The sequence below is a fragment of the Enterococcus sp. AZ080 genome, assembly GCF_051714945.1.
Lineage (GTDB): Bacteria > Bacillota > Bacilli > Lactobacillales > Enterococcaceae > Enterococcus_B > Enterococcus_B pernyi.
The window spans coordinates 414,440-437,630 of sequence record NZ_JBIOSV010000001.1 but is presented as its reverse complement, the minus strand read 5'-3'; the positions used below and the strand labels follow the sequence as shown (position 1 = coordinate 437,630).

Genomic DNA, 23,191 nt, shown 5'->3' with positions numbered 1-23,191 from the left:
ATAATAGAAAAAAACACAGTTGGTTTTGATATCACTTGTCAAAACCAACTGTGTTTTTGCTTTATTCTTTTGTTCGTACTATGTAGCTCGCGGTTTCTAAAAATGGCCTATATATCTACATATCAAATGAAATAAGTTGATTCTTCCTAAGATAAATTGATTCTCAACCACCCGATCTCTAAATAGGGAAAGAAAAATTTTTAAGAAATCTTTGTGCAATATCAAAAAAAGCTTCTTCCTCTAATGTATCAATGTATTTAACATTTCTTTTAGCTTTTTCGGTATAGTCAAGAGAGAATACTTGAAGCGTATTTACTTTGCTTCTCTTTACTTCATCTAGCTTGAACTTATCGCTTTGAATAGGCACAAGAAATGGTCTATTTTTATCACTTGTAGTAATTGGGCATACGATAATTAAATTCGTTGCTAAATTGTACGCATCCTTACTCATAATTAAAGCCGGTCGTCTCTTCTTAACTTCATAACCTTTTGACGGTTCAAAGTAAAAAAGAACGATATCTCGTTGACGTGGCTTATAGCTCATCTAGTTCTCCTCCATGTGGCATATAATCAACCCCTAATTCTGGTAAATAAAATTCGCCTTCTTTAGCAGATTCAAAAAAAATCTTCAACTTTTGGAATTAAAGCAACCGTGCCATTTTCTTTTTTTATAATATTAAATTCTTCACCTTCTTTAATGCCTAACTTTGCAGGAAGTGTAATCACAAGGGAATTCCCTTGTTTTTGTTGAAATCATAAGTCATTCCTCCTTTCTTTTACGAACTTTCTATCCTCTACTCTCTAAATACGTAAAAATCTAATTTTTCTTCATTCCTACTTACATAAAAAAATAGTGGATAAAGTATGTTGTCGAATACTTCATCCACTATTTTTATCATATTATTAAACTATTTACTTCTTCACTTCTGCGATTAATTTTGCCAATGCTTGTTTTTGATAAGCTGTCGCTAAGTCTTTTGATACTTGTTGTTGTTCTTCTTGAGACATCGCTGGATTTTGGGCAATGGCTTTCATCAAGCCTTCTTTGACAAATTTTTGTGCATCGGCTTCCATCGTGCTTTTTTGTTCTTCGACACGTTTTGCCAACTCAGAAGCTTGGTCAGTACTTAATTCGATCCAATCATTCGGAAGTTTGAACGTATTGACCCGGCGTTCATATTCATGGTTATTATCCGCTAAGTTGAACCAGAATTTGTATTGGTCATTTTTATAAACCCAATAAGTTGTTTCACTGACTTTTTCTGCTTTGCCATCCGTTTGTTGAACCTTATTTGTTTCATTTTTTGTGCCAGTAGCTTTTGGTTCTTTTTGCTTGTCATCTGTTCGATATAAGTAGACTTTTTCTGTCCCATCTCCTAGTGACTGATAAAGCAACATATTTACATCTGACTGATCCGCACTGGAAACGAGCGGAGTCGTTTTTGTTTCTGTCACTTCTTCCATCCCAAAATGATTCGTGATATTTCCTACGATCAGTCCTAACGAGAGAACAAACAGTAAGCCAAAGACGAGTGAAAGAAATGTTTGCCACATTTTTTTGGCAAACACATTCGTCAAAGCAAAGGCAATGACACTGGCAATCAATACGAAAATAATCATGCGTTATCCCCCACTTCCATCACTACTGGTTCTTTTCTTTTTAAGAAGAAAGCAATCGCAAAGCCGATCAAGCCGAATATGATTGCGACAAAGAAGGCTGCATGGTAACCAGATAAAGTCGCGTTGATTGCTTGATCTTTATAGGCTAAAGGTGTACTTTTCAACACAGCATCCGTTGGTAGATTGTCTTTCGTAACATTTGTCAACACACTGATCAAAATCGCAGTTCCGATTGAACTTGCAATTTGGCGGAAGGTATTGTTCACTGCTGTTCCGTGGCTGATCAAGTTGTTAGGTAAAGCATTCATTCCTGATGTTGTCACCGGCATCATGACCATCGAGATCCCAAACATTCGGATCGCATAAAGAATGACGATATACAAAACAGGTGTCGTTTCAGTCAAGAAGGCAAAAGGTGCTGTAGCTGCTGTTAGGATGAACATCCCAACAATCGCAAGACGTTTTGCCCCGTGTTTATCAAAAATCGCACCAGTGATCGGCATCATGGCACCCATGATCAATGCACCAGGAAGCAACATCAAGCCAGAGTGGAATGCCGATTCTCCACGAATATTTTGAATATACAATGGCACAACCATTTCCGCACCGACCATCGCCATATTCGTTACGCCAGCTAAAATCGCTGCAATCGTAAAGGTTGGTGATTTAAAAACGCGCAACTCTAAGAATGGATGTTCTAAATGTAATTGACGCCAAGCAAATGCGGCGATGAAAATCACACCAACGATCAAGAAGCTGATTACTTTCGTACTTCCCCAACCGGCGTCTCCTACGCTTGAAAATCCGTATAGCAAACTACCAAATCCAATTGTTGAAAGAATGGCAGAGAAAATATCGATACTTGGATTGGATAAAGGAATCACACTCTTCATCAAAAAGAACGCAAGTACTAAAACAAGAACGACGATGGGAATAACCATTCCAAATAAATCGCGCCAATGATAGTTATCAATGATATAACCAGATAGTGTTGGGCCTAATGCTGGGGCTAATCCGATAACGATCCCAGACATTCCCATAGCAGAACCTCTTTTTTCTGGTGGGAAGATCGATAGCATGATATTTTGCAATAATGGCATAGATACCCCTACACCACACGCTTGGATCAAACGTCCAATCAGTAGCGTACTAAAGTTAGGAGCAGTAAAACAGGTAATCGTTCCAATCAAAAAAATCGTCATAGCTGACAGATATAATTTTCTAGAACTAAATTTATTGATCAACCAAGCAGTAATCGGAATCATGATCCCGTTCACTAGTAAAAAGCCTGTTGTCAACCATTGCACATCAGAAGCTGAAATATCAAAAGCTTTCATCAATGCTGGAAAAGCAGTTGTCAATAAGGTCTGATTCAAGACCGTACAAAATGTCCCAATCAATAACACGACAACTAATAGTGTACGATTATATGGTTTTCCGTAAATATCTACGGGTTGATTCTTACTCATATTTCTCCTTCTTTCTGAATGTTTTCTGAAACCACTAAGATACTTTATTCCTATTTTTAACTTTTGTCAACCTACTTGACATGATAGTCAACAAAAGTATAATTAAGGGAACGACCAACAAAGGAGTGTGACGAATGGTGGGAGCTTCACTTAAACAATTATTGGAAAATGACCATTTATTAGTAGGCATTAGTGAATTGAGTGAGATCGTCGGAGTTTCACCACGACAATTGAGATACTGGGAACAAAAAGGCTTTATCCAATCCGTTACTGCTGACGCGAATTGTTCAAGAAAATACCGATTACCGACAGTGGTCAAAGTTGAGATCATCAAGAAATTTTTAGATGAAGGGTACACGTTGACCAAAGCCGCTGAAAAAGCTCAGGAACGTTTAAACAAAATGCACCATGTCCGAAAAGTTTTCTCAAAGTCCATCAAAGACATCCAATTGATTGATGAACGTTATACACTCCTTTTAATTGGCGACTTCAATGATCTGGAACAGCTATGTATTATTCATGACGAAGAAACGGATGAACTATCTTATAAGATCCTTCCAGCAGATGAAACGATCGATCCTAAAAAAGTACTGGAAAAATAAGAAAAGATCGCAGTTTTTTTTTTACTCCATTAGAACTTGTAGCCGACTTGCTACAGTTAAATAAAAAAGCCACCACGAGGTCTAGACAGAAGTGTTCAGCCTCGAGAAATAAGGCGCCATCCACGAAAATTGTTTTTCAAATTTTTGTGGTTGTCGCCTTTTTAAGTTGTTTGTCATAAACTTTCCATTTATTTTCTTATTTCTTGTTCCAATACTTGTGTCAACCAATTGATATATTCGGTTTCTCGATTGATTGCGTGAGACAAGATCAGATAATGGCCATAATTTTCATGTTGGTCTTTTTCTGTCGGGAAAATCACTTGTTGTCGGGCGAATAAATGCTGTCTTTTTTCTTCATGAAGCTCCTTTTGCTGTTCAAGAATCTCAATCCATGTTGGATCATTGATATCTTTCACAAAATAAAGTTTCAAGACAAATTCGTCTCGATTGACTGGAAGTTCATTTGGCGAGGTATGGATCCATTCGTTTAACAAAACACGCCCTTCTTCAGTCAGCTGATAAATTTTCTTTTCTAGCTTGACTCCAGTGATTCCTACTTCATGTTTGATGATTCCTAGTTCTTCCATTTTGGCCAGTTCAGGATAGATCTGACTATGCTTTGCCTGCCAGAATTCACCGATTTCATTTTTGAATGCTTGATTCAATTCATACCCCGTTTGATTTTTTTTGCTCAGTAATCCCAGTAATATATAGCGTAATGTATTTTTTCTAGCCATCAAAATTTCCTCCTTGACATTCTCTCAAAATCATTCTATCATAATCACGTAATCAAAAACATGTAAATTATTACATGTTTTAATTTAAAGGGAGATGTTTTACATGAAACAATTCAAAAACTTAGAAGATTTTATTGGAACTCACTTTATCTATACGTATGATAATGGTTGGGAATATGAATGGTATGCAAAAAATGACCACACCGTTGACTATCGTATTCATGGCGGAATGGTCAAAGGGCGTTGGGTCAAAGATCAAGAAGCAGATATTGTAAAATTAACAGATGGTGTTTTTAAAATCACTTGGACTGAACCAACTGGTACAGACGTTGCTTTAGACTTTATGCCAAATGAGAAAAAACTCCATGGCACGATTTTCTTCCCTAAATGGGTCGAAGAACATCCAGAGATCACTGTCACTTTCCAAAACGAACATATTGCGGAAATGGAAGCTGCTCGTGAAAAATATGAAACATATCCAAAACTAGTCGTTCCAGAATTTGCGACAATTACTTATATGGGTGATGCGGGTGTTGATAATGAAGATGTAATTAGCGAAGAACCTTATGAAGGAATGCCAAAAGACATTCGTGAAGGTCGTTACTTCGATGAAAACTACCGTCGTATCAATAAATAATCACTCTACCTCACTCGTATAAAATCAAAAGCCACTCCTTCAATTGATGAAGACCAGTGGCTTTTTGATCATTATAAACGGAGGCTTTTGTTTCTACCCTTTATTTTATTGTAAATAAATGTGGTCATTTAACTTTTCCAATTGATTTCTTTATGATTTACATAAATAATTTCATGTTATTTTCAATTTTTTTCTAATTCCTTGCCTCTCTTTTCATTAACCTTTATGATAAGTTTAGTTATTATATGAAAAGGAGCCAAACAGTTGAAAAAATATAGACCATATTTTTTGATTTTTATTTTCGCAATTATTTTCGTATTGCCAAATATATTATCACACAAATTGATCATCGGGGCTGATGCGCCATTTCATTACAATCGTTTTTATGATGCAGCCCAACAAATTATTCACGGAGACTTACACTACTTCCCATCGATGTATGGCTTTCAACAAAGCGGTCGGATCGTCAATGCAATCTACGGTCCCTTATTCTCATACTTTCAAGGGTTGATCGTACTCGTTGCTAGAAGTTGGTATCATTACCAGATTTTATCGAATTTTATCCTCTTCCTTATCGCAGGTTGGTCCATGTTGACTTTGTTGCGTTATGTAAAAGTACGTGAATGGGTAAGTGTACCGGTTTCAGTCCTGTTCATGACGACCTATTCGATCCAATATTGGGCTGTTAATCAAGGTTTTACGAGCTGGGGAACAGTATTTTATCCTTTATGTATGATCCCGCTCGTTGATTTCATCGTGCATAAAAAATTCCCTGTACTTAAAGTAACTGCAGCGATTGCATTGATGACGCAGATCCATCTGCTATCTTCTGTGATGCTAGTATTGATGTATATTCCTTTTTATGGGTATTATTTCTTCACACAAACCAACAAGGGAAAAGCTCTTTTACAATTAGGGAAATCAATTTTGCTTTACTTTATCCTAACGGCAAACATCTGGGTAGGTATGGCGATGGTTTACAGTGGGAATGAGATTCTTCCACCTTTCGTCAATCGACGCATGACAGAGAAATCAATCAATCTTGAGGGAAGTTACTGGTTGAATTATCCGAAAATCCTACCTGTCGTTTTATTTGCTGGATTTTTATGTTTCTTATTGTTCCGAAAAAGAGAAGAACTGTTTCCAAAACTTTTGTTACGCACAAGTGTTGTGTTCTTCTTACTTTCAACCAGCCTGATCCCTTGGAATACATTAGTTGAAAACGAAGTGCCATTTATTAGCTTGATTCAGTTTCCATTTCGTTTCTTTGTCCCATTTACCTTGCTTTTCTTACTTTACTTTGCAATCGTCGCCAATCGTTGGGAAAACAAAACCTGGTTACGGATAGCTGCGACCTTACTGATCCTGATCAGTTCTGTTCAGACCATCCAAAACTTATACCGTCACCTCAATAAATGGGAAGATGAAACCTTCGTCAGTCGTCATACGTATTTGTTCGATACACCTGATGAAGCAAGAAAAACTTTCTACAGTCGTGATATGTCCAAAAGTTTATTTGTTTTCCAGAAAACTACGCCAGATTATTTGCCGATCTATAAACAAACAAAGGCAAATAAATACGATCGATACAATGAAGAAATCCTGGAAAATGAAACAACATTCATCAAATCACATCCTGATGGTCGGTTGAGTATCAAATGGAAAAATACCGGTGAACCGACTGTTCATGTGCCAGTTATCGTGTATGATCGAACCGTCTTGATGCAAAATGGACAGAAATTGACGGATTTTGAATTGACCGATATCGGTACACCGATCGTCAAACAGCATAATGGCATCAACGAGATCATTCTCTATTACGACCTTCCCGTCTATTTCTACTTCGTTGTTGCTGCGACTATTGCCGGTTGGCTATCCTTTTTAGGCATCTATCTTTCACAAAAGTTTAATTTTAGAAAAGAAAAAAATGTGAAAATCAGCTAGGCTATCATTTTTTTAGATTATACGTAACATCTATCATATATGTATAAGAATAAGCGAGGCTATGACAGATTGACTGTCATAGCCTCGCTTATTCTTAAAAATTTGAGAGTAGATAATTTATCCTTTCTCAGCAGACATTCTCTTGGTTAATCGTTATATGAAACGTAAGTAAGTGGGTATGAAAAATCCTATGACTTGTCAGCTCTTATTCGTTCGCTTTATCTTGATCAATCCAATCTTTCTCCTCATCAAACTTATTTGAGTGAATCCAACTACGGCAAAAAGCACCTATCTTATAGATCCATTTCTACAGACACTCCAAAATGATCACTAACGACCGGGCCATTCGTCCCATCAAAGACGCGCGTATACGTACTGACTTTACTCTCAGTCGGAACGAAAATATAGTCGATTCGCAGTGCTTCTGTATTGTTTTCCCAGCCATCGATTTTTTTCTCGATCGTGGCTTCTTCAGATTTTTGTTCGGCTAAAACATATGAATCTTTGATGTTCAATTGGTTATCTTCATTAACTAAGCGATACCCTTCCTCACCTACTGGATTATTAAAATCACCCATCAACAAGCAAGGTATTTGATAAGTTAGGAGTTCTTTCTGTAAGAATTGCCACTCGTAGGCAAAGCCCGTTTCTATATCTGACCACCAAGAGAAATGACAGCTTGCGACAACGATTGGTTGATTGTCAATAACTGTTTTGGCAACAAGGACCATGCGGGTACGGTAGTTTTCTTTTTCTTTTGTTTCAGACACTATGTATGCCCGACTATCCAAAGGAGCCTTTGATAAAATAGCGTTTCCTTCTTCATACTTGTCATAACCAATATGACTCATTTCCCAACTCCAAAAATAGGATTCTCCTGCTTCTGCCAGTCGTCGGATCAAGCAATAAGCGAAATTATCTTTGTGGATTGGGGTCTGATTCGTTACTGGACAAAAACCGACTAGCTCTTGTTCATTTACGATCTTTGTTTCAATCAGTTGATTGACCTCTTGCAAAGCAATGACATCATAGCGCTCAGTTAAAATCTTGTCTGCAAGGTCTTGTAGTTTAGTTACTGGTTCTTCTTCCAACCAACTATGTGTATTCAACGTCATTATTTTCATTTTTTTGGAACCTCTTTTCTATTTTTACATAAAAATCAGAGACTGTTACGTCAGCGCTGATTATTGAAGAAATCTCTCCTCAATCGTCTCGCTTTTTCGTCACAATCTCTGATCACTTCTTTTATTTATTATAGCTTGATTTTTCCGATTTCTGTACCCATTTCAACAGAACCAAGTGTAGTGATCGCAATTTCTTTCACTTTATCATCCGTGAAAACAACCATGATCGTTGTATCTTTTCCTTGTTCTTTGACTTTTGCAAGATCCATGCGTGCAATCGGCATGCCTGGTGTGACTTCTTGTCCTTCTTTCACAGATACTTCAAATGCGGGTTGCGCCATTTGGACAGTATCGATTCCCATGTGGATCAGTACTTCTGCGCCTTCAGCTGTTTCCATCCCGATGGCGTGTTTCGTTGGGAATACGCTAACGATTTTACCCGCTACTGGAGCAGTGATCGTATCTGTTTCAGGAATGACTGCAAAACCGTCACCCATCATTTTTTGTGAGAATACTGGATCATTGACCGCTGCTAAAGCAATCACTTCTCCTTTGGCTACTGCGTACAATTCTTTTTCGATCCCTAATGCTGCTGTCGCTGTTTCTTTTTCCATCACGACTTCTTTGATTTGTGGTTCAGGAATATCTGCGCCTGATTGCAACAAATCTTCAATATCTGATTTTAACACATCTGCTTTTGGCCCATAAACTGCTTGGACACCATTGTCTTTGACGATCAAGCCCATTGCGCCAGCACGTTTCCACGCGTCTTCTGAACCAACTCTACCTCGATCTGCCACTGTTACACGTAAACGCGTCATACAAGCATCCACGTCTTTGATATTTTCTTTTCCACCTAATAAATGGATGATTTGGATAATTTGTTGATCCGCCGCTCCTGTTGTCGTGCCAGTGGTTGTTTCTTCACTGTCACTATCATAGTTCCCGTTACGTCCTGGTGTCGCAAAGTTGAATTTCTTGATCAAGAAGTTTGCTAAGAAATAAGTGACTACGCCAAAGAGAATGACACAGATGACGAAGTTGATCAAATCGCCGCCAAGTCCTGCTTTGATCCCTAATGGTGTTCGCGTCAATAATTCGATATTCCCGAAGGAGTGGACACGCAACGGTAAGATATCCGCCATCGCAAAAGCTGCTCCTTGGATCACTGCATAGATTGCATACAGTGGAACTGCCGCAAACATAAACATAAATTCTAGTGGTTCTGTTACCCCTGTTAAAAAGACAGCTAAAGCAGCTGAGAAATACATGGATTTGTATTTTGCTTTTTTGTCTGGATCGACATTGCGATACATCGCAAGCGCCATCCCCATCAAAATACCAGAAGAACCAATCATTTGACCGACTTTGAAACGTGCCGGTGTCCAATTGTTCAAGACGAATTCATACTGTGCCATGTCTCCTGCACCTCGCAGGTTCACTAAGTCAGTTGCCCAAGCTAACCATAGTGGATCTTGACCAAATACTTGTGTACCGGCTTGTGCGCCAGATAAAATCTCATATGTTCCACCTAATTGCGTATAGTTGATTGGAATCGTCAACATGTGGTGTAAACCAAAAGGTAGTAATAACCGTTCTAATGTTCCATATAAAAATGGTGCTAAAATTGGTGCGCTATCTTGCGATTGTGCAATCCATAAACCAAAGTTGTTGATTCCTGCTTGAATAGCTGGCCAAACTGCTGCCAAAATAAGAGCTACGATCGTTGACCAAAGAATCACTACAAAAGGAACAAATCGTTTCCCATTAAAGAAAGAAAGTGCATCTGGTAATTTACGGTAGTTATAGTATTTGTTATAAGCCATCGCACCGACGAACCCAGCGATGATCCCTACGAATACCCCCATGTTCAATGCAGGAGCTTCTAAGACACTCGTAAAGAATCCTTTCACCATGATTCGTGTACCGAACAACGTATGTGTGAAGGCGTCTTCGTTTGCTAACATCTCTGTTGTGACCCCGAAGATTGCTCCTGTGATCCGATTGATCAAAACAAACGAGATTCCGGCAGCGAATGCACCACCTGCTCGTTCTTTTGCCCAACTACCACCTATCGCTAATGCAAATAATAAATGCAAGTTCCCAATAATTGCCCAACCAATACTTTCAAGAACGCCACCCGTAGTGACAAGTGCTGCCATGTTCGGGTTGATCAATGGGATCGATTTCCCGATACTGATCATTAAACCAGCAGCTGGCATAACTGCTACAACGACCATTAAAGCCTTTCCAAATTTCTGCCAAAAATCAAAACTAAACATTTTCTTCAATTTCTATCTCTCCTTTACGCAATCGGTTTCGTTAATCCGTATTATAGAGGTAATTCCTTTTTTTGTAAATGCTTTATTTTTATTTTATTTATTTTTTTATCCAAAAGTATGATACAGCTAATATAATAAGAACTATAAAGAAATATTAGGGCAATGATGCTTTCTATCCTCTTGCGAAGTGTTCGCCAATAAAAAAGATTGAGTATTTATCAGTTTACTATTGACTGACGCAACCGGTTGCGTTTATTATAAACCTAAGAAATGAAACATTTAGGAGGAGAATCATGAAACAAATCAAACGCTTATTCCAGATCGACCCTTGGAAAATCAGCACGACAACATTAGATAAAGAAAACTTACGTTTACAAGAGTCATTGACAAGTATTGGGAACGGCTACATGGGAATGCGTGGAAACTTCGAAGAAACGTACTCTGGCGATCATCACCAAGGCACTTATTTAGCCGGTATCTGGTACCCTGACAAAACTCGTGTAGGTTGGTGGAAAAACGGCTATCCTGAATACTTTGGAAAAGTCATCAATGCAGTCAACTTTATTGCAATGGATATTTACATCAACGACCAATTGATTGACTTAGCTTCACTAGATCCAGAAAATTTCTCTTGGGAATTAGATATGAGAAACGGGGTCTTGTCTCGTCAGTTTACGATTACGACAGCTACCAATAAAGTCCGTTTCTCATTTGAACGTTTCTTGAGTATTGTTAAAAGCGAAGCGGCTTATATTCGTGTAAAGGTTGAATTGATAGCCGGCTCTGCCACTGTAAAATTTGTTTCGAAACTGGATGGAAATGTCCAAAATGAAGATAGTAACTACGATGAGCATTTCTGGAATCAGACCGACCGTGGCACAAAAGACTCGATCGGTTATTTGACAACGAAGACCATTCCTAATGCATTTGACATTGAGCAATTCACCGTCACTGCAGGCATGCGTCATTTTATCAACGGCAAAGAAACAACACCTATATTTGAAGAACAAACATTAGCGTTACAAGGTGTATTCTCGTATGATCTAACACCAAATGATCCTGTGGTCGTGGATAAAGAAGTCTTGGTTTTGACAAGTCGTGATATCCCTGAAGCACAACAAGTGGCAACACTTATGGATGAATTTGATCAGTTAACTACTCATTATGATGAAGCCAAAAAAGAACAAACGACTGCTTGGGCAAAACGTTGGGAATTGGCTGACGTAGTGATCGAAGGCGACGATGAAGCGCAACAAGGCATCCGTTTCAATCTTTTCCAATTGTTCTCTACTTATTACGGAGAAGACGAACGGTTGAACATTGGACCAAAAGGCTTCACTGGCGAAAAATACGGTGGTGCGACATACTGGGACACAGAAGCTTACGCCGTGCCATTATATCTAGCATTAGCTGACCCAGAAGTCACAAAAAATTTATTGAAATACCGTCACAATCAGTTACCACAAGCCATCCACAATGCCCAACAACAAGGATTGAAAGGCGCGCTTTATCCAATGGTGACCTTTACAGGTGTCGAGTGCCACAATGAGTGGGAAATCACCTTTGAAGAGATCCATCGTAACGGTGCGATTGCTTACGCGATCTACAATTATACAAATTATACCGGCGATACCTCTTATCTGAAAAATGAAGGACTTGAAGTATTGGCTGAGATTGCTCGTTTCTGGGCGGATCGTGTCCATTACTCCAAACGTCAAAACAAGTATATGATCCACGGCGTGACTGGTCCAAATGAATACGAAAACAATATCAATAACAATTGGTACACGAACACGATTGCTGCTTGGGTCCTTCGTTATACTCGTGAAAATTATTTAGCGTTCAAAGAAGAAACAACAATTGAAATCAGCGAAGAAGAATTAGCAAAATGGGCAGATATTGTCGAAAACATGTACTACCCGATCGATGAGGAACAAGGAATTTTTGTCCAACATGATACATTCCTAGACAAAGATTTGATGCCAGTTTCGGATTTACCACTTAGCGAATTGCCATTGAACCAAAAATGGTCTTGGGATAAGATCTTGCGTTCTTGCTTCATTAAACAAGCGGATGTGTTACAAGGCATCTATTTCTTCAATGAAGAATTTACCAAAGAAGAAAAACAGCGGAACTTTGATTTCTATGAGCCGATGACCGTTCACGAATCTTCTCTTTCTCCAAGTATCCACGCGATTTTAGCTGCTGAACTTGGCTTGGAAGAAAAAGCGGTCGAAATGTACCAACGTACTGCTCGCTTAGATTTGGATAACTATAACAATGATACGGAAGATGGTTTGCACATCACGTCAATGACAGGTAGTTGGCTAGCGATCGTTCAAGGTTTTGCACAAATGAAAACCGCCCATGGCGAATTATCTTTTGCACCATTTTTACCAAACACATGGAATGCCTATTCTTTCCATATCAATTACCGGGGTCGCTTGATTTTCATCGCTGTTTCTGATGAACAAGTCACCTTTACATTACTGAATGGTGAGGCACTGGAATTGACTGTGTATGGACAAGCACAAGAGCTAACAGATCAATTGACGATTCCATTAAGAAAGGACGATGCACATGTTTAAAGGTGTCCTATTTGATTTAGACGGTGTCATCACCGACACAGCAGAATTCCATTATCGCGCCTGGAAAAAACTTGGTGAAGAAATCGGGATTTCAATCGACCGAAATTTCAACGAACAATTAAAAGGAGTCAACCGAGAAGATTCATTAACATTGCTTCTTGCTTATGGCAAGAAAGAAAATGTCTTTTCAAACGAAGAATTCGCTGCTTTAGCTAAACGTAAAAATGAGTATTATCTAGAAATGATCCAAGAAATCACGCCAACAGACGTATTTCCGGGTATTGTTCCTTTATTAACAGAATTAAAGAAAGCTGGCATCAAGATCGCCTTGGCTTCTGCTAGTAAAAACGGACCATTATTACTAGATAAAATGCAACTAACAGATTACTTTGATGCGATTGCTGATCCTAGCAAAGTAGCAAGTGGCAAACCCGCCCCTGATATCTTTTTATTAGCAGCCAAAGAAATCGGATTCGAGGCGACTGATTGTTTAGGTATTGAAGATGCAAAAGCAGGCATCCAAGCGATCATCGCAAGTGGTGCTTATCCTGTAGGAGTTGGACGCAAGGAAGATCTTGGGGAGGACATTCCGATCGTCGCTGATACGTCTTCGTTAACACTCGACTATCTACAACACGTTTGGCGCAAAGATGTCTGAACCAAGCATCTCTGTCCTCCCCATCAAACAAACAAATCTAAAAAAAATCACATTGAAGAACGACGAGCTAGAAGTCGTTCTTCTCAATTATGGCGCTCGCTTGCATCAAATATTCACAGCAGATAGATTTGGACAAATGGAAAATATCTTACTCTCTTACGACAATCTTCAAGATGTTTTATCTGATTATAGTTTTTTCGGTGCAACGGTTGGTCCAGTGGCAGGTAGGATCAGAAATGGTGAATGGGGCCCTCACCAACTAGAAAAAAATAATGGCAACCATCATATCCACGGCGGAACAAACGGCTGGTCCTTTCAGTTTTGGGAGGTAGAAGTATTCAAATCACCTCAAGCAGTGGGTGTCGTCTTTTATTTAAAAGATACATTTTCAGGTTATCCTGGACCAATCACCGCGACTGTGACCTATCAATTAGAAGGAAATAGACTAGTGATGATCACTAAAGCTAACAGTGTAGTAGAAACGATTTGCAACCCGACAAACCATGCCTATTTCAATCTATCTGGAAATGGAAAACGTGATATTGATTCCCATCAACTCCAGATTCAATTAGATAGCTTGTTACTTTTGAATCATGACAAATTACCTACAGGGGAAACACTAGACAAAGCGGACTTACCCATCAATTTTCAAGAACCAAATACACTGACAGAGATTTTATCCAAGTATCCTTCAGGTCTTGATGACGTTTTTTTATTAAATACGCCTAAACTCACCAAAAATAGCTTAACTTTATCAGAAGAAGCTTCCGGTCGCCAAATGAATATAGCAACTACGAACAAAAGTATGGTATTATTTTCTACAACTGGGTTCGATGCAGATTTACAGATCAACGGTCAAAACATGCATTCTCATTTTGGCTTAGCGATCGAACCACAAGAAATACCAGATATCGTTCATTTCCCGGAGTTTGGCTCGATTACGCTACGCCCTGGACAAGAACGTGTCAGCCAAACAACTTATGAATTTAGTACATTCACTTAACCAGTTTTATTTAACTTGGTTTCAACAAGACGATGGACGATGAAAAAGAAAGGTGATTTAACTTATGGCAATTACAGTGAAAGATGTTGCAAAAAAAGCAGGCGTAGCGACATCTACTGTTTCTCGCGTGATCAACGACCATCCAAGTATTTCCGAAACAACGAAAAAGAAAGTACGAAAAATCATGGATGAACTAGGATATGTCCCCAATATCACAGCGAGAAATCTTGGTAAACGTGTATCAAGCGCTGTAGGTGTCATTCTTCCACCACTCGATTCCAAAGAGCGTCTTGGCAACCCGTTTTATTTAGAAATCATGGAAGCAATCAACGAAGAAGCACGACATCACGGTGTGACAACAGCTATTGCTACCGCAAAAAGTTTCGACGTCTTATTAGAGAACGTTCAGCGGATGCATTTACAAAAACAAGTTGATGGTTTTATCCTAGTCTACTCCGATAGTGACGATCCAGTCATCGATTATCTTTATGAACAACAGATTCCGTTCACACTGATCGGACAACCATACCATCATGAGAACGAAATCATCTACATTGATAACGACAATCAACTGTTAGGAAAGCAAGCCACCGAATTTTTGATCGATAATGGCCATAAAAATATTCTTTTCGTGACCAATACAACACATGAAAGTTTATACTTTGAACGCTATTTCGGTTATCAAAAAGCGATGATGTTAGCAGGACTGAACGCCCATCCAAGTGTGACCTTGGAACAGGCTGAAGATTACTTGGATTTTGACACGATCTTAAAAAAAGCTGAAGCGACAGCGCTAGTTGTTATCGATGATATTTTTGCTTTACGCACGATGCAACTCGCCCAAATGTATGGCTATATCATCCCGGAAACCCTTTCGATGATCAGCTTCAATAACTCGATTTTTTCTACATTGATGCATCCTTACTTAACAAGTATCGACATCGATATCTCTGAGTTAGGTCGAGTCGCGATGCAAAAATTACAAGAACTGATCCATGAAGAAGTTAGCAATGGTGTACGTTTAGTGATCCCCCATCGTTTGATCAAACGCGAAACGGTCGTTCCATTGAAAGAAGAATAGGGCATCCATTCCTAGGCAAATCAAACAAAAATAGCAAAGCATCTTGTCTTCGGACAAAAGATACTTTGCTATTTATTTTACTAGTAATCAACTGATCCACTAACGATAAGTCCACATTTGTATTTAACTAGAAATAAGCAAAAAAAGAAATCTCTTCTATTCTTTCTAAAAATCTCTTAAAATGTGGTTAAAGAGGCATGCATTAACATGCCCCATGTAGTCCGTTCAAAGCAGATAGCATCGATAGAGCATTAGAGCACGTCTACTTCGCCAAAAGTTGAGACGGCTCTATTTTTTGCTCTTGATTTTTTAAGAAAAACAACGAGCCCAGGATATGAGTTATCTTGCATCCCCTAGAACCGAATAAACGGTGTTCCAGAAGTAACTCCTTCAGAAATAAGCGTGAAACCCCAAAAATTTGAAGAACAATTTTCGGGGTTTCACGCTTATTTCTCGGAGCTGAACACTTCTGTCACAACCTCGTTGTTTTATATTCTCTAAGAGGGAGTCCCCCCACTATTCTTTTAAGTCTGCTTCAACTTCAGTCAACCAAGTTGCTTTCTTCACGCGATTGATGATCAGCGGAATAACGAACATCACGATTGCGATGACCGCAACAAGCAATGCATCCGCTAATGTTGAAGTTCCTAACGTTGAAACAACAACGGCGATAATTGCCAACATCAGCATACAGCTAACCAGCCACGCAAAGCCATTTCCTTTTTTACCGATTCGATAAGGACGAGGCAATTCTGGATGGCTATTTCTCATTTTCACTAAAGATATGGCGATCAAGAGATATACGATGCAATAAATCACTGTTGTTGCATTCGTCAATGTAAGAAAGACCGCACTTACATCATCCATGACGCCATAAAGTAACGCAAAGAGGGAAATAACTACTGATTGCGTCAATACCACATTTCTTGAAACACCATATTCATTTTCTTTATGGAAGCCAAATTTTGGTGGCAAGAATCCTTCACGTGCTACTTGGATGATCGTTTTAGAAGGTCCAGTTACCCAAGCAGACAATTGTAATAACACACCAATAAAGACCATAAAGCTGAAGATATTACCGATGATCGTTGGCAATCCTAAAATATCACAATAGATCAATACTGGTTGTGTGATGTTTGCCAATTCCATTCTTCCTTCTGGTACGACATTTGCAACAAACAAGGCGTTGATGACATTCAATAAAACTAGTCCGATCAATGCAATAAAGACCCCTTTAGTATAGTTCTTCGTTGCATCTTTCAAACGAGGCATATACACTGAGCTCATTTCGATTCCCACAAAAATAAATGTGATCCCTGCCAAATATTTCAATGAATCACTGTGTTGTAGATCAGGCAATGCTTTCGACCATGAAAAATCCCCCAAATAGCCGTTTGAAACAAGTCCCACTTTGAAAAACGCTAATATCCCCAAAACAAACATGATCACCACAGGAATATAAACACCCAACCAAACACCAATATTCCCACCAACTTTCGCCATGTCAAACTTCAAGTTGAGCAAGGTGATGATCCAGTAAATGACCAAGATACACCCTAAAACGAAGTAGTGATTGTTGCCAAGAGCGGCGTTCCCAAACGTATTCCCTAACAATGGACCTAAGGTAGAAGCGACCATGACCATTCCTGGGAACATTTGCACCCAAAGCAACCATGCAACGACAAATCCCCATTTACTACCTAGAGCTGTTTTGACCCAAAGTTGCGGGCCTCCTTCTTGCGGCAGCATCGTTGATAATTCACCAGAAATCATTGAAATGGGTCCAGCAAAAAACAAGACGGCAAAAATCGTGTAAAAAATCAATGTCCAACCAACAGCTGACAATGTTGGGATACTACGAACAGTGGCACATAGCGCCATGGTCAAACCAATGAATGTCCCTAGCCCCATTTTACTTACTTGAGCTTTACTCAATTTTGACACTCTCCTTATTAAGAAATAAATAGGCGTGTCTTTGAAACTTTTCATTAACAGCAAATAAAAGCAAACGTATGGTCAACTTGTGCTTTGAGTATTTTTTGCTTGGATCATCAAGCTTCAAAGGCACTCCAACATGAAAGATTTGATAAGAGAAAGGAGGCTCATTCTTTATTCGTTTCGAACGAGAAATGAGCGCTCATTCTACTTGCTTTCTCTTCACTCATCATAATATTTACGTTTATTTTGTTTCGTTTGCCACTAACTGATCTGCATAGATTTTTTCTAATTTACTTTGAAGCGCTGCTTTGATTTTTTCTGCATATTCTTCAAAATGTTCTGCTTTATTCATATACGGCGTCATGACACTGGCACGTAAGACTGTGACTTTTCCAGCACGTTCCCATTCTTCCTCTGTAAATCCTAATTGTTTTACAAATTGAAGTGGGCTATTGCCATAATCTGGAATTGCAAAGTCTGTATGAGATGTCAAGAATTCATTGCCATAGATGCTTCCTTTGACATAAGAAGAATAGTCATACACATCATGGTTCAACTGATTCATCGCTACCAGATCGTCATTCCCTTTTTCTTTGAATACATAATCAACCATATTGAAATCTGGATAAGTCAATGGATGAACTTCGATTTCTTTATCGCCCACTTTGAAGGTTAAATTGTTCAAGAAGTGGAAGAAACGATGTGCGCCTTCAATCGATGCTCCCATCAATTTACCATAACCAGTCACATTAAGCGGTAGTACGTGATGCGCTGCCCAAACACTTGCGGCAGTTGCTCCGGCTTTTGATCCTTCCAAAATATAGGCACCAAGCAATGCTGGGATATCTGCTCCTTTTTCAAATACATAGGTTGCAAAGTAAGAGATCACATCACGCATACGAATGTCTTGGATCACGATACCTCCAGCAGAGTAAGGAACATAGCCCATTTTATGTGGATCAATCGTCACTGATTCTGCTTCTTCAATTGCTTGATATGCACGGTGTACTTCTTCTAAAAGGTAATCTTTATTTTCTGTGAAGACATGATGTTTTGCGTGTACTTCTTTTAATTGATCAAATGGGATGAATTCATTGTTCTCATCAAGGAAGATCGCACGTCCGTAACCACCATAAGCTGCATCTACGTGTAGGTAGAAATAAATGCCTTCTTTTTCTAGCTTGCGACGTAATTCAACGATTTTATCGATTTCATCGATTGCCCCTTCTTCAGTAGAACCAACGACACCAACGACACCTAAAACCGGTGTTTGTTCAGCAGCCAATTCACGAATGATTGTTTCAAGTTCCTTGATGTCCATGCGGTAGTTGTGATCCACAGGCACTGGAATCACTTGATCTAGTCCGACACCAATGATGTCTGCTGCTTTCAACCATGAATAGTGTTTTGTTTGTGGGACTAACCATTTACCTAATTGTTGAAGATGTTTTCCACTGCGTGCAGAATGTGCTTTGATCTCATCGATTTTTTCTGGCACTTGATCTAACAGATCAATGATTTCCCGAGTTGAAAGATTCATCAATTCCCAATCTGTTTGACCTGAAACCAATTCAGGTGCCACTTCTTTCATTGCAAGTGGCAATGATTTGATGTTGCGCGCATACCAAAGACCTTCTAAATTTGCTAATGAGCCATCTGCAACGATATGGCCCCAGCCATTTTTGTACCCCATCAATGTAGCAAATTCCATTCCGACTTCTTCTTCCATTTGACTTGTTGCTGGAGAAGATTCATATGCGACGTTATTTCCATTCCATAGCATCGCAAAATTATAGGCTAATAATGATGGCATCAATGTTTCAGAGTTCATATGACCCCAATAACGACCTGCATTATGCCATGGGACAGAGTGTGTACGCATCCGCGTAGAGATTTCAGCTAACACGTCTTTTGTTTTATTGATCGTGTGCGCGAAGCTTTCACTGCTTTTTTCTTCCGGCGTAATGATCGGCATATCTTGTGGCATATAATTTTGACGCCATCCTAAGTGCTCGTCCACTAATTCATTTAACAAAGCTTTATAGATTTGGCCATTCTCTGCTTTGTCTCCAATGAATAGTGCATTCAAATTTAAATCATTTACCTTTGATTCCATTTAGAAACCCTCCTAAAATAATTTTTTAAATTTTGTCGAGGCTTAGATTACACCTGTTTTTTATTTCTGTAAATATCACTTTTCCTATTTTTCTCATTTCATTTTAATGTTTTTAATTGTTTGAATTGTTGGTACAATTGATAAAAATTAAAAAAAGGAGGGAATTTACAAATGTAAATTCTCTCCTCATGATTGTATTAACGACAACCGGCGTAACTATTAGGATAAGTTTCAAAAATTGGAATTTTGTAATGGAATAGACCTTTTACAAGGTAAAAAATTACTAAATTCTAATCAACTACTTTGGCCAAAAAGTAGCGTTTTTTCCCTTTTCTGATCACTACGAATTTACCATCAAATTCTGTAGCTGGATCAATGACAAAATTTAAATCGGTTACGCGATCACCGTTAATACTTATAGCTCCGTTCGACACATCTTCACGCGCTTGACGTTTTGATGACTCGATTTTTGTGGAAACAAGTAGTTCCACGATATTTTCAGGGATACTTGAAATCTCTACATTCGGCATGTTTCCAAAGCCTTGTTCGATTTCTGACGCATTTAGTTCTTTGATATTTCCAGAGAACAATGCAGCTGTGATTTTTTGCGCTTCTTGTAAGTCTTCTTCGCTGTGGACAAAACGTGTCACTTCTTCTGCCAAACGGCGTTGTGCTTCACGTTTTTCAGGTTCTGTCTCCACTTTTTTCGCTAATTCATTGATTTCTTCTTGTGATAAGAAAGTAAAGAATTTCAAGTATTTCACAACATCCCGATCATCTTGATTCAACCAGAATTGGTAGAATTCGTAAGGGGATGTTTTTTCAGGGTCTAGCCAGATTGCACCACCGGCAGTTTTTCCGAACTTTGTTCCATCTGCTTTTAGCATTAATGGGATCGTCAACCCAAAGGCTTCCGCTTCTGGTCCTTCCAATTTACGGATCAGATCTAAACCAGCAGTGATGTTTCCCCATTGGTCAGCTCCACCGATCTGTAATTGCACATCGTATGTTCTGTGTAAGTGCAAGAAGTCGATCGATTGCAAGATTTGGTAAGTAAATTCGGTAAATGAAATTCCGACTTCCAAACGACTTGCCACGATATCTTTCGCTAACATCGTATTGATGTTGAAGTTTTTTCCGTAGTCTCTTAAAAATTCTAATAAAGAAATATTTGATAACCAGTCATAGTTGTTCACAAATGTAATATTGGCATCTTTCCCAAAAAGTTTGCGCATTTGGTTCGATAATGCATCCACATTATGTTGGACTTGTTCCATCGTTTGTAAAACACGTTCGCTTGTCCGTCCACTTGGATCACCGATCGTTCCAGTTCCTCCACCAATCAGGATGTATGGATGATGCCCTGCTAATTGGAATCTTTTCATCATCATGAACGGGATCAAATGCCCAATATGCATCGAATCTCCTGTTGGATCGACACCACAGTAAAGCGAGATACTCTTTTCTTCAACAAGCTCGCGAAGTCTTTCTTCGTTGGTTTGTTGGTTAATGGCATCACGCCAAGTTAATTCATCAATAATATTCATAACATTTCCCTCCATATCTTTTTTTATGAAAGCAGGTCCCTGCCAGCATGTCATTTATTACCGGGCAGACAACAAAAAAATCCCTTGACAATCAAGTCAAGGGACGAAAATTCGCGGTACCACCCAAATTATATGTTTGTTTTCCAAACATATCTCTCTAACATTTAACGCTGTCGCGTGGCTTCATGCCATAGACTCCTAAAATGTAATTCGCGCTAAAGCATGTACTAGTTCACAGCAACCACTAGCTTTCTGAAACATTGGCTTTATCCACTACTTCGTTTTATTCATCGTCTAATTCCTTATTCATCTATCTCCTATCTTAGAACGCACTGTTTTTTTTGTCAACAAAAAAATTTTTCTTGATCATTCGAACGACAAAAAATAACATCGTTTTTTAATCTTGAACTAAGCGGAAATCGATTGAATTGAAGAAGCCTTTATTGATTCCATTGCTCAATCTGTTGAAAAATGTTCTTCTTATTGCACGCACCATTTTTTCTTTAATTACATAATTGTCGTTACGTTAATAACTCAAACAGCTGTTATATTGTTATAGGTATTAAAAATTATTTTAGAAAGAAGGAATAAAAAATGAAATCGATGATTTTGAAAATTGCTTTATCTGCTAGTGCGATTTTATGTGCAGTCTCATGCTTGAATGTCTCTCAACCTGTCGGCGCTGAGGAAATACATCCAACAGCTGGCGAAACTGACTTCATTGGCGCCTTTGCCATTAGTGGGTCAAATGTTGTATTGGAAGTTGGCGAAACGTCTAACGAGAATATTTTAACAGCCTCTCATGCCCGCATCACAAATTCAATTGGCGTAGAAGTCCCTCCGATCATCAAGTCAGCCAATGTACAAGACACTCCAGGCATCTATCAAGCAACGATCGGCACGACCATCATGTCTTCAGTAGAAAAAGAGATCACAGTCACTGTCGTCGATAAACTTGAAGACTGTCCGACTTATGGTATTTATCAATTAACTGCTGAGGATGCAACGGTTCCGGTGGGGCAAGTAGATGAAGCAGCTACCCTTCAAGCAACAAATGCGCAAGCGCTGACTTCTGGCGGCTCTCCAGTAGATGTTGTGATCAAGAAATCAAATGTAGTGAATGATACCCCTGGTACGTATCAAATCGTTTTAGGGATCAAAGAAGAACCAAAGATCCGTAAGACAGTCCAAGTCACAGTTACTAATGACGCAGGGAACGAGCAAGAAAATCTTTACTTTGTCGACGCATCGGATGCTACTGTCTCGATCGACCAATTGGACGAACAAACGTTGATCATCATGACTGATGCCAAGTCAACTGATATTTTAGGACATTCCTTGCCTGTAGAAATCAAACACTCCACAATCAAGTTTGAGCCAGGAAATTACACTGTTACATTCGGTCTCAAAGGAGACTCAAGTTTATTTACTAAAACTGTCAATCTTACCGTCACTTCGGATAACTACGTTCCTTCCAGATTCTTTTTGCAAGCATTCGATGCAACTGTCCAGTTAGGTCAAACGGATGACCTCTCACTGATCCAAGCAACCGGCGCAAATGCCGTGACTCTCCTTGGGCAAAAGGCAAATGTTTACGTGAAGCATTCCTCGATTGAAGCAAACAAAACTGGCGAATTTGCCGTGACATTTGGCGTAACAGAAGATCCAAGAGTCGAAAAAACGGTAACAGTCTCAGTGGTTGATGAAATCAATCGTCCAGAATTGGGCGGTGGCATTGGGAATATCTAACAAACAACCACTTGTCTCACCTTAAACAGGATAAAGGACGGACCAAAAAATAATGGTTTTAAAAAAGGCGTCATCCACATAAGGTTAAAACCACTG

General features: G+C 39.0%; 17 protein-coding genes, 1 pseudogene and 1 other annotated feature. Of the genes and pseudogenes, 8 read left to right on the top strand and 10 right to left on the bottom strand.

Annotated features, from left to right (window positions below; genetic code table 11):
• Nucleotides 1-178 precede the first annotated feature (178 nt).
• From IGK01_RS02055 to IGK01_RS02040, 4 genes and pseudogenes are all read right to left on the bottom strand, one after another.
• Complete coding sequence (locus IGK01_RS02055) at nt 179-544, bottom strand: type II toxin-antitoxin system PemK/MazF family toxin (protein ID WP_010736376.1); 366 nt, start codon at nt 542-544, stop codon at nt 179-181.
• A pseudogene (gene mazE / locus IGK01_RS02050) lies at nt 534-726 on the bottom strand (type II toxin-antitoxin system PemI/MazE family antitoxin). The gene IGK01_RS02055 and the pseudogene mazE overlap by 11 nt, the downstream one beginning before the upstream one ends.
• Before the next feature lie 186 nt (nt 727-912).
• Nucleotides 913-1,620 (bottom strand): DUF4811 domain-containing protein, encoded by a 708-nt coding sequence (locus tag IGK01_RS02045; RefSeq protein ID WP_438840469.1) that lies wholly within the window; start codon nt 1,618-1,620, stop codon nt 913-915.
• The gene (locus IGK01_RS02040; protein WP_438840468.1) at nt 1,617-3,089 is read right to left on the bottom strand and encodes an MDR family MFS transporter; all 1,473 of its coding nucleotides are present in this window, start codon (nt 3,087-3,089) and stop codon (nt 1,617-1,619) included. Before IGK01_RS02040 ends, IGK01_RS02045 begins: the two co-directional genes overlap by 4 nt.
• A 134-nt stretch (nt 3,090-3,223) precedes the next feature.
• Between IGK01_RS02040 and IGK01_RS02035 the strand changes: the two genes are divergently transcribed.
• Nucleotides 3,224-3,691, top strand: a complete 468-nt coding sequence (locus tag IGK01_RS02035) for a MerR family transcriptional regulator (RefSeq protein WP_010736380.1) — start codon at nt 3,224-3,226, stop codon at nt 3,689-3,691.
• A 188-nt stretch (nt 3,692-3,879) separates the two neighbouring features.
• On the opposite strand, the gene IGK01_RS02030 is transcribed toward IGK01_RS02035, so the two are convergent.
• A complete protein-coding gene (locus IGK01_RS02030; RefSeq protein WP_010736381.1) occupies nt 3,880-4,428 on the bottom strand; it encodes a PadR family transcriptional regulator in 549 nt (182 codons plus the stop codon).
• A gap of 103 nt (nt 4,429-4,531) precedes the next feature.
• Here IGK01_RS02030 and IGK01_RS02025 point away from each other — a divergent pair, with 103 nt between their 5' ends.
• Both IGK01_RS02025 and IGK01_RS02020 read left to right on the top strand, forming a co-directional pair.
• Nucleotides 4,532-5,065 carry a phenolic acid decarboxylase gene (locus IGK01_RS02025; RefSeq protein ID WP_023519065.1) on the top strand — a complete coding sequence of 178 codons (534 nt, stop codon included), beginning with the start codon at nt 4,532-4,534 and terminating at the stop codon, nt 5,063-5,065.
• A gap of 264 nt (nt 5,066-5,329) precedes the next feature.
• Nucleotides 5,330-7,009 carry a hypothetical protein gene (locus IGK01_RS02020; protein WP_023519064.1) on the top strand — a complete coding sequence of 560 codons (1,680 nt, stop codon included), beginning with the start codon at nt 5,330-5,332 and terminating at the stop codon, nt 7,007-7,009.
• A 293-nt stretch (nt 7,010-7,302) separates the two neighbouring features.
• Here IGK01_RS02020 and IGK01_RS02015 read toward each other — a convergent pair whose 3' ends face one another.
• Together IGK01_RS02015 and IGK01_RS02010 are read right to left on the bottom strand one after the other, a co-directional pair.
• Nucleotides 7,303-8,133 carry an endonuclease/exonuclease/phosphatase family protein gene (locus IGK01_RS02015; RefSeq protein WP_010736384.1) on the bottom strand — a complete coding sequence of 277 codons (831 nt, stop codon included), beginning with the start codon at nt 8,131-8,133 and terminating at the stop codon, nt 7,303-7,305.
• 128 nt (nt 8,134-8,261) lie between these two features.
• A complete protein-coding gene (locus IGK01_RS02010; protein ID WP_071866599.1) occupies nt 8,262-10,424 on the bottom strand; it encodes a PTS transporter subunit IIBC in 2,163 nt (720 codons plus the stop codon).
• A 284-nt stretch (nt 10,425-10,708) separates the two neighbouring features.
• Here IGK01_RS02010 and IGK01_RS02005 point away from each other — a divergent pair, with 284 nt between their 5' ends.
• The 4 genes from IGK01_RS02005 to IGK01_RS01990 all read left to right on the top strand — a co-directional run bounded on the left by IGK01_RS02005 (nt 10,709) and on the right by IGK01_RS01990 (nt 15,745).
• A complete protein-coding gene (locus tag IGK01_RS02005) occupies nt 10,709-13,003 on the top strand; it encodes a glycoside hydrolase family 65 protein (RefSeq protein ID WP_438840467.1) in 2,295 nt (764 codons plus the stop codon).
• Entirely contained in the window at nt 12,996-13,661 is a 666-nt protein-coding gene (gene pgmB, locus IGK01_RS02000; protein WP_224434493.1) for a beta-phosphoglucomutase, read from the top strand. The genes IGK01_RS02005 and pgmB overlap by 8 nt, the downstream gene beginning before the upstream one ends.
• Nucleotides 13,654-14,664 carry an aldose epimerase family protein gene (locus IGK01_RS01995; protein ID WP_224434492.1) on the top strand — a complete coding sequence of 337 codons (1,011 nt, stop codon included), beginning with the start codon at nt 13,654-13,656 and terminating at the stop codon, nt 14,662-14,664. Before pgmB ends, IGK01_RS01995 begins: the two co-directional genes overlap by 8 nt.
• 64 nt (nt 14,665-14,728) lie before the next feature.
• A complete protein-coding gene (locus tag IGK01_RS01990; RefSeq protein WP_023519060.1) occupies nt 14,729-15,745 on the top strand; it encodes a LacI family DNA-binding transcriptional regulator in 1,017 nt (338 codons plus the stop codon).
• 516 nt (nt 15,746-16,261) lie between these two features.
• Here IGK01_RS01990 and tyrP read toward each other — a convergent pair.
• The 3 genes from tyrP to tyrS form a co-directional block, all read right to left on the bottom strand.
• Nucleotides 16,262-17,680, bottom strand: a complete 1,419-nt coding sequence (gene tyrP, locus IGK01_RS01985) for a tyrosine-tyramine antiporter (protein ID WP_062805731.1) — start codon at nt 17,678-17,680, stop codon at nt 16,262-16,264.
• Nucleotides 17,681-17,924: 244 nt separating this feature from the next.
• On the bottom strand, nt 17,925-19,799 hold the full coding sequence (gene tdc / locus IGK01_RS01980; RefSeq protein ID WP_010736392.1) for a tyrosine decarboxylase: 1,875 nt from the start codon (nt 19,797-19,799) through the stop codon (nt 17,925-17,927).
• Between the two features lie 290 nt (nt 19,800-20,089).
• Nucleotides 20,090-21,346, bottom strand: coding sequence for a tyrosine--tRNA ligase (gene tyrS / locus IGK01_RS01975; protein WP_438840466.1), 1,257 nt, complete (start codon nt 21,344-21,346; stop codon nt 20,090-20,092).
• A 96-nt stretch (nt 21,347-21,442) separates the two neighbouring features.
• Nucleotides 21,443-21,646: a binding site (T-box leader), on the bottom strand.
• A gap of 294 nt (nt 21,647-21,940) precedes the next feature.
• Here tyrS and IGK01_RS01970 point away from each other — a divergent pair.
• Nucleotides 21,941-23,095, top strand: a complete 1,155-nt coding sequence (locus tag IGK01_RS01970; RefSeq protein ID WP_438770530.1) for a hypothetical protein — start codon at nt 21,941-21,943, stop codon at nt 23,093-23,095.
• Nucleotides 23,096-23,191 lie beyond the last annotated feature (96 nt).

What these genes read in the sequence shown, in the direction of transcription:
- tyrS (WP_438840466.1), bottom strand. Translation starts at nt 21,346, where the DNA reads ATGAATATTATTGATGAATTAACTTGGCGTGATGCCATTAACCAACAA.
- IGK01_RS02035 (WP_010736380.1), top strand. Translation starts at nt 3,224, where the DNA reads ATGGTGGGAGCTTCACTTAAACAATTATTGGAAAATGACCATTTATTA.
- IGK01_RS01970 (WP_438770530.1), top strand. Translation starts at nt 21,941, where the DNA reads ATGAAATCGATGATTTTGAAAATTGCTTTATCTGCTAGTGCGATTTTA.
- IGK01_RS02030 (WP_010736381.1), bottom strand. Translation starts at nt 4,428, where the DNA reads ATGGCTAGAAAAAATACATTACGCTATATATTACTGGGATTACTGAGC.
- IGK01_RS02045 (WP_438840469.1), bottom strand. Translation starts at nt 1,620, where the DNA reads ATGATTATTTTCGTATTGATTGCCAGTGTCATTGCCTTTGCTTTGACG.
- IGK01_RS02005 (WP_438840467.1), top strand. Translation starts at nt 10,709, where the DNA reads ATGAAACAAATCAAACGCTTATTCCAGATCGACCCTTGGAAAATCAGC.
- IGK01_RS02025 (WP_023519065.1), top strand. Translation starts at nt 4,532, where the DNA reads ATGAAACAATTCAAAAACTTAGAAGATTTTATTGGAACTCACTTTATC.
- tdc (WP_010736392.1), bottom strand. Translation starts at nt 19,799, where the DNA reads ATGGAATCAAAGGTAAATGATTTAAATTTGAATGCACTATTCATTGGA.
- pgmB (WP_224434493.1), top strand. Translation starts at nt 12,996, where the DNA reads ATGTTTAAAGGTGTCCTATTTGATTTAGACGGTGTCATCACCGACACA.
- IGK01_RS02015 (WP_010736384.1), bottom strand. Translation starts at nt 8,133, where the DNA reads ATGAAAATAATGACGTTGAATACACATAGTTGGTTGGAAGAAGAACCA.
- IGK01_RS01995 (WP_224434492.1), top strand. Translation starts at nt 13,654, where the DNA reads ATGTCTGAACCAAGCATCTCTGTCCTCCCCATCAAACAAACAAATCTA.
- IGK01_RS02040 (WP_438840468.1), bottom strand. Translation starts at nt 3,089, where the DNA reads ATGAGTAAGAATCAACCCGTAGATATTTACGGAAAACCATATAATCGT.
- IGK01_RS01990 (WP_023519060.1), top strand. Translation starts at nt 14,729, where the DNA reads ATGGCAATTACAGTGAAAGATGTTGCAAAAAAAGCAGGCGTAGCGACA.
- IGK01_RS02055 (WP_010736376.1), bottom strand. Translation starts at nt 544, where the DNA reads ATGAGCTATAAGCCACGTCAACGAGATATCGTTCTTTTTTACTTTGAA.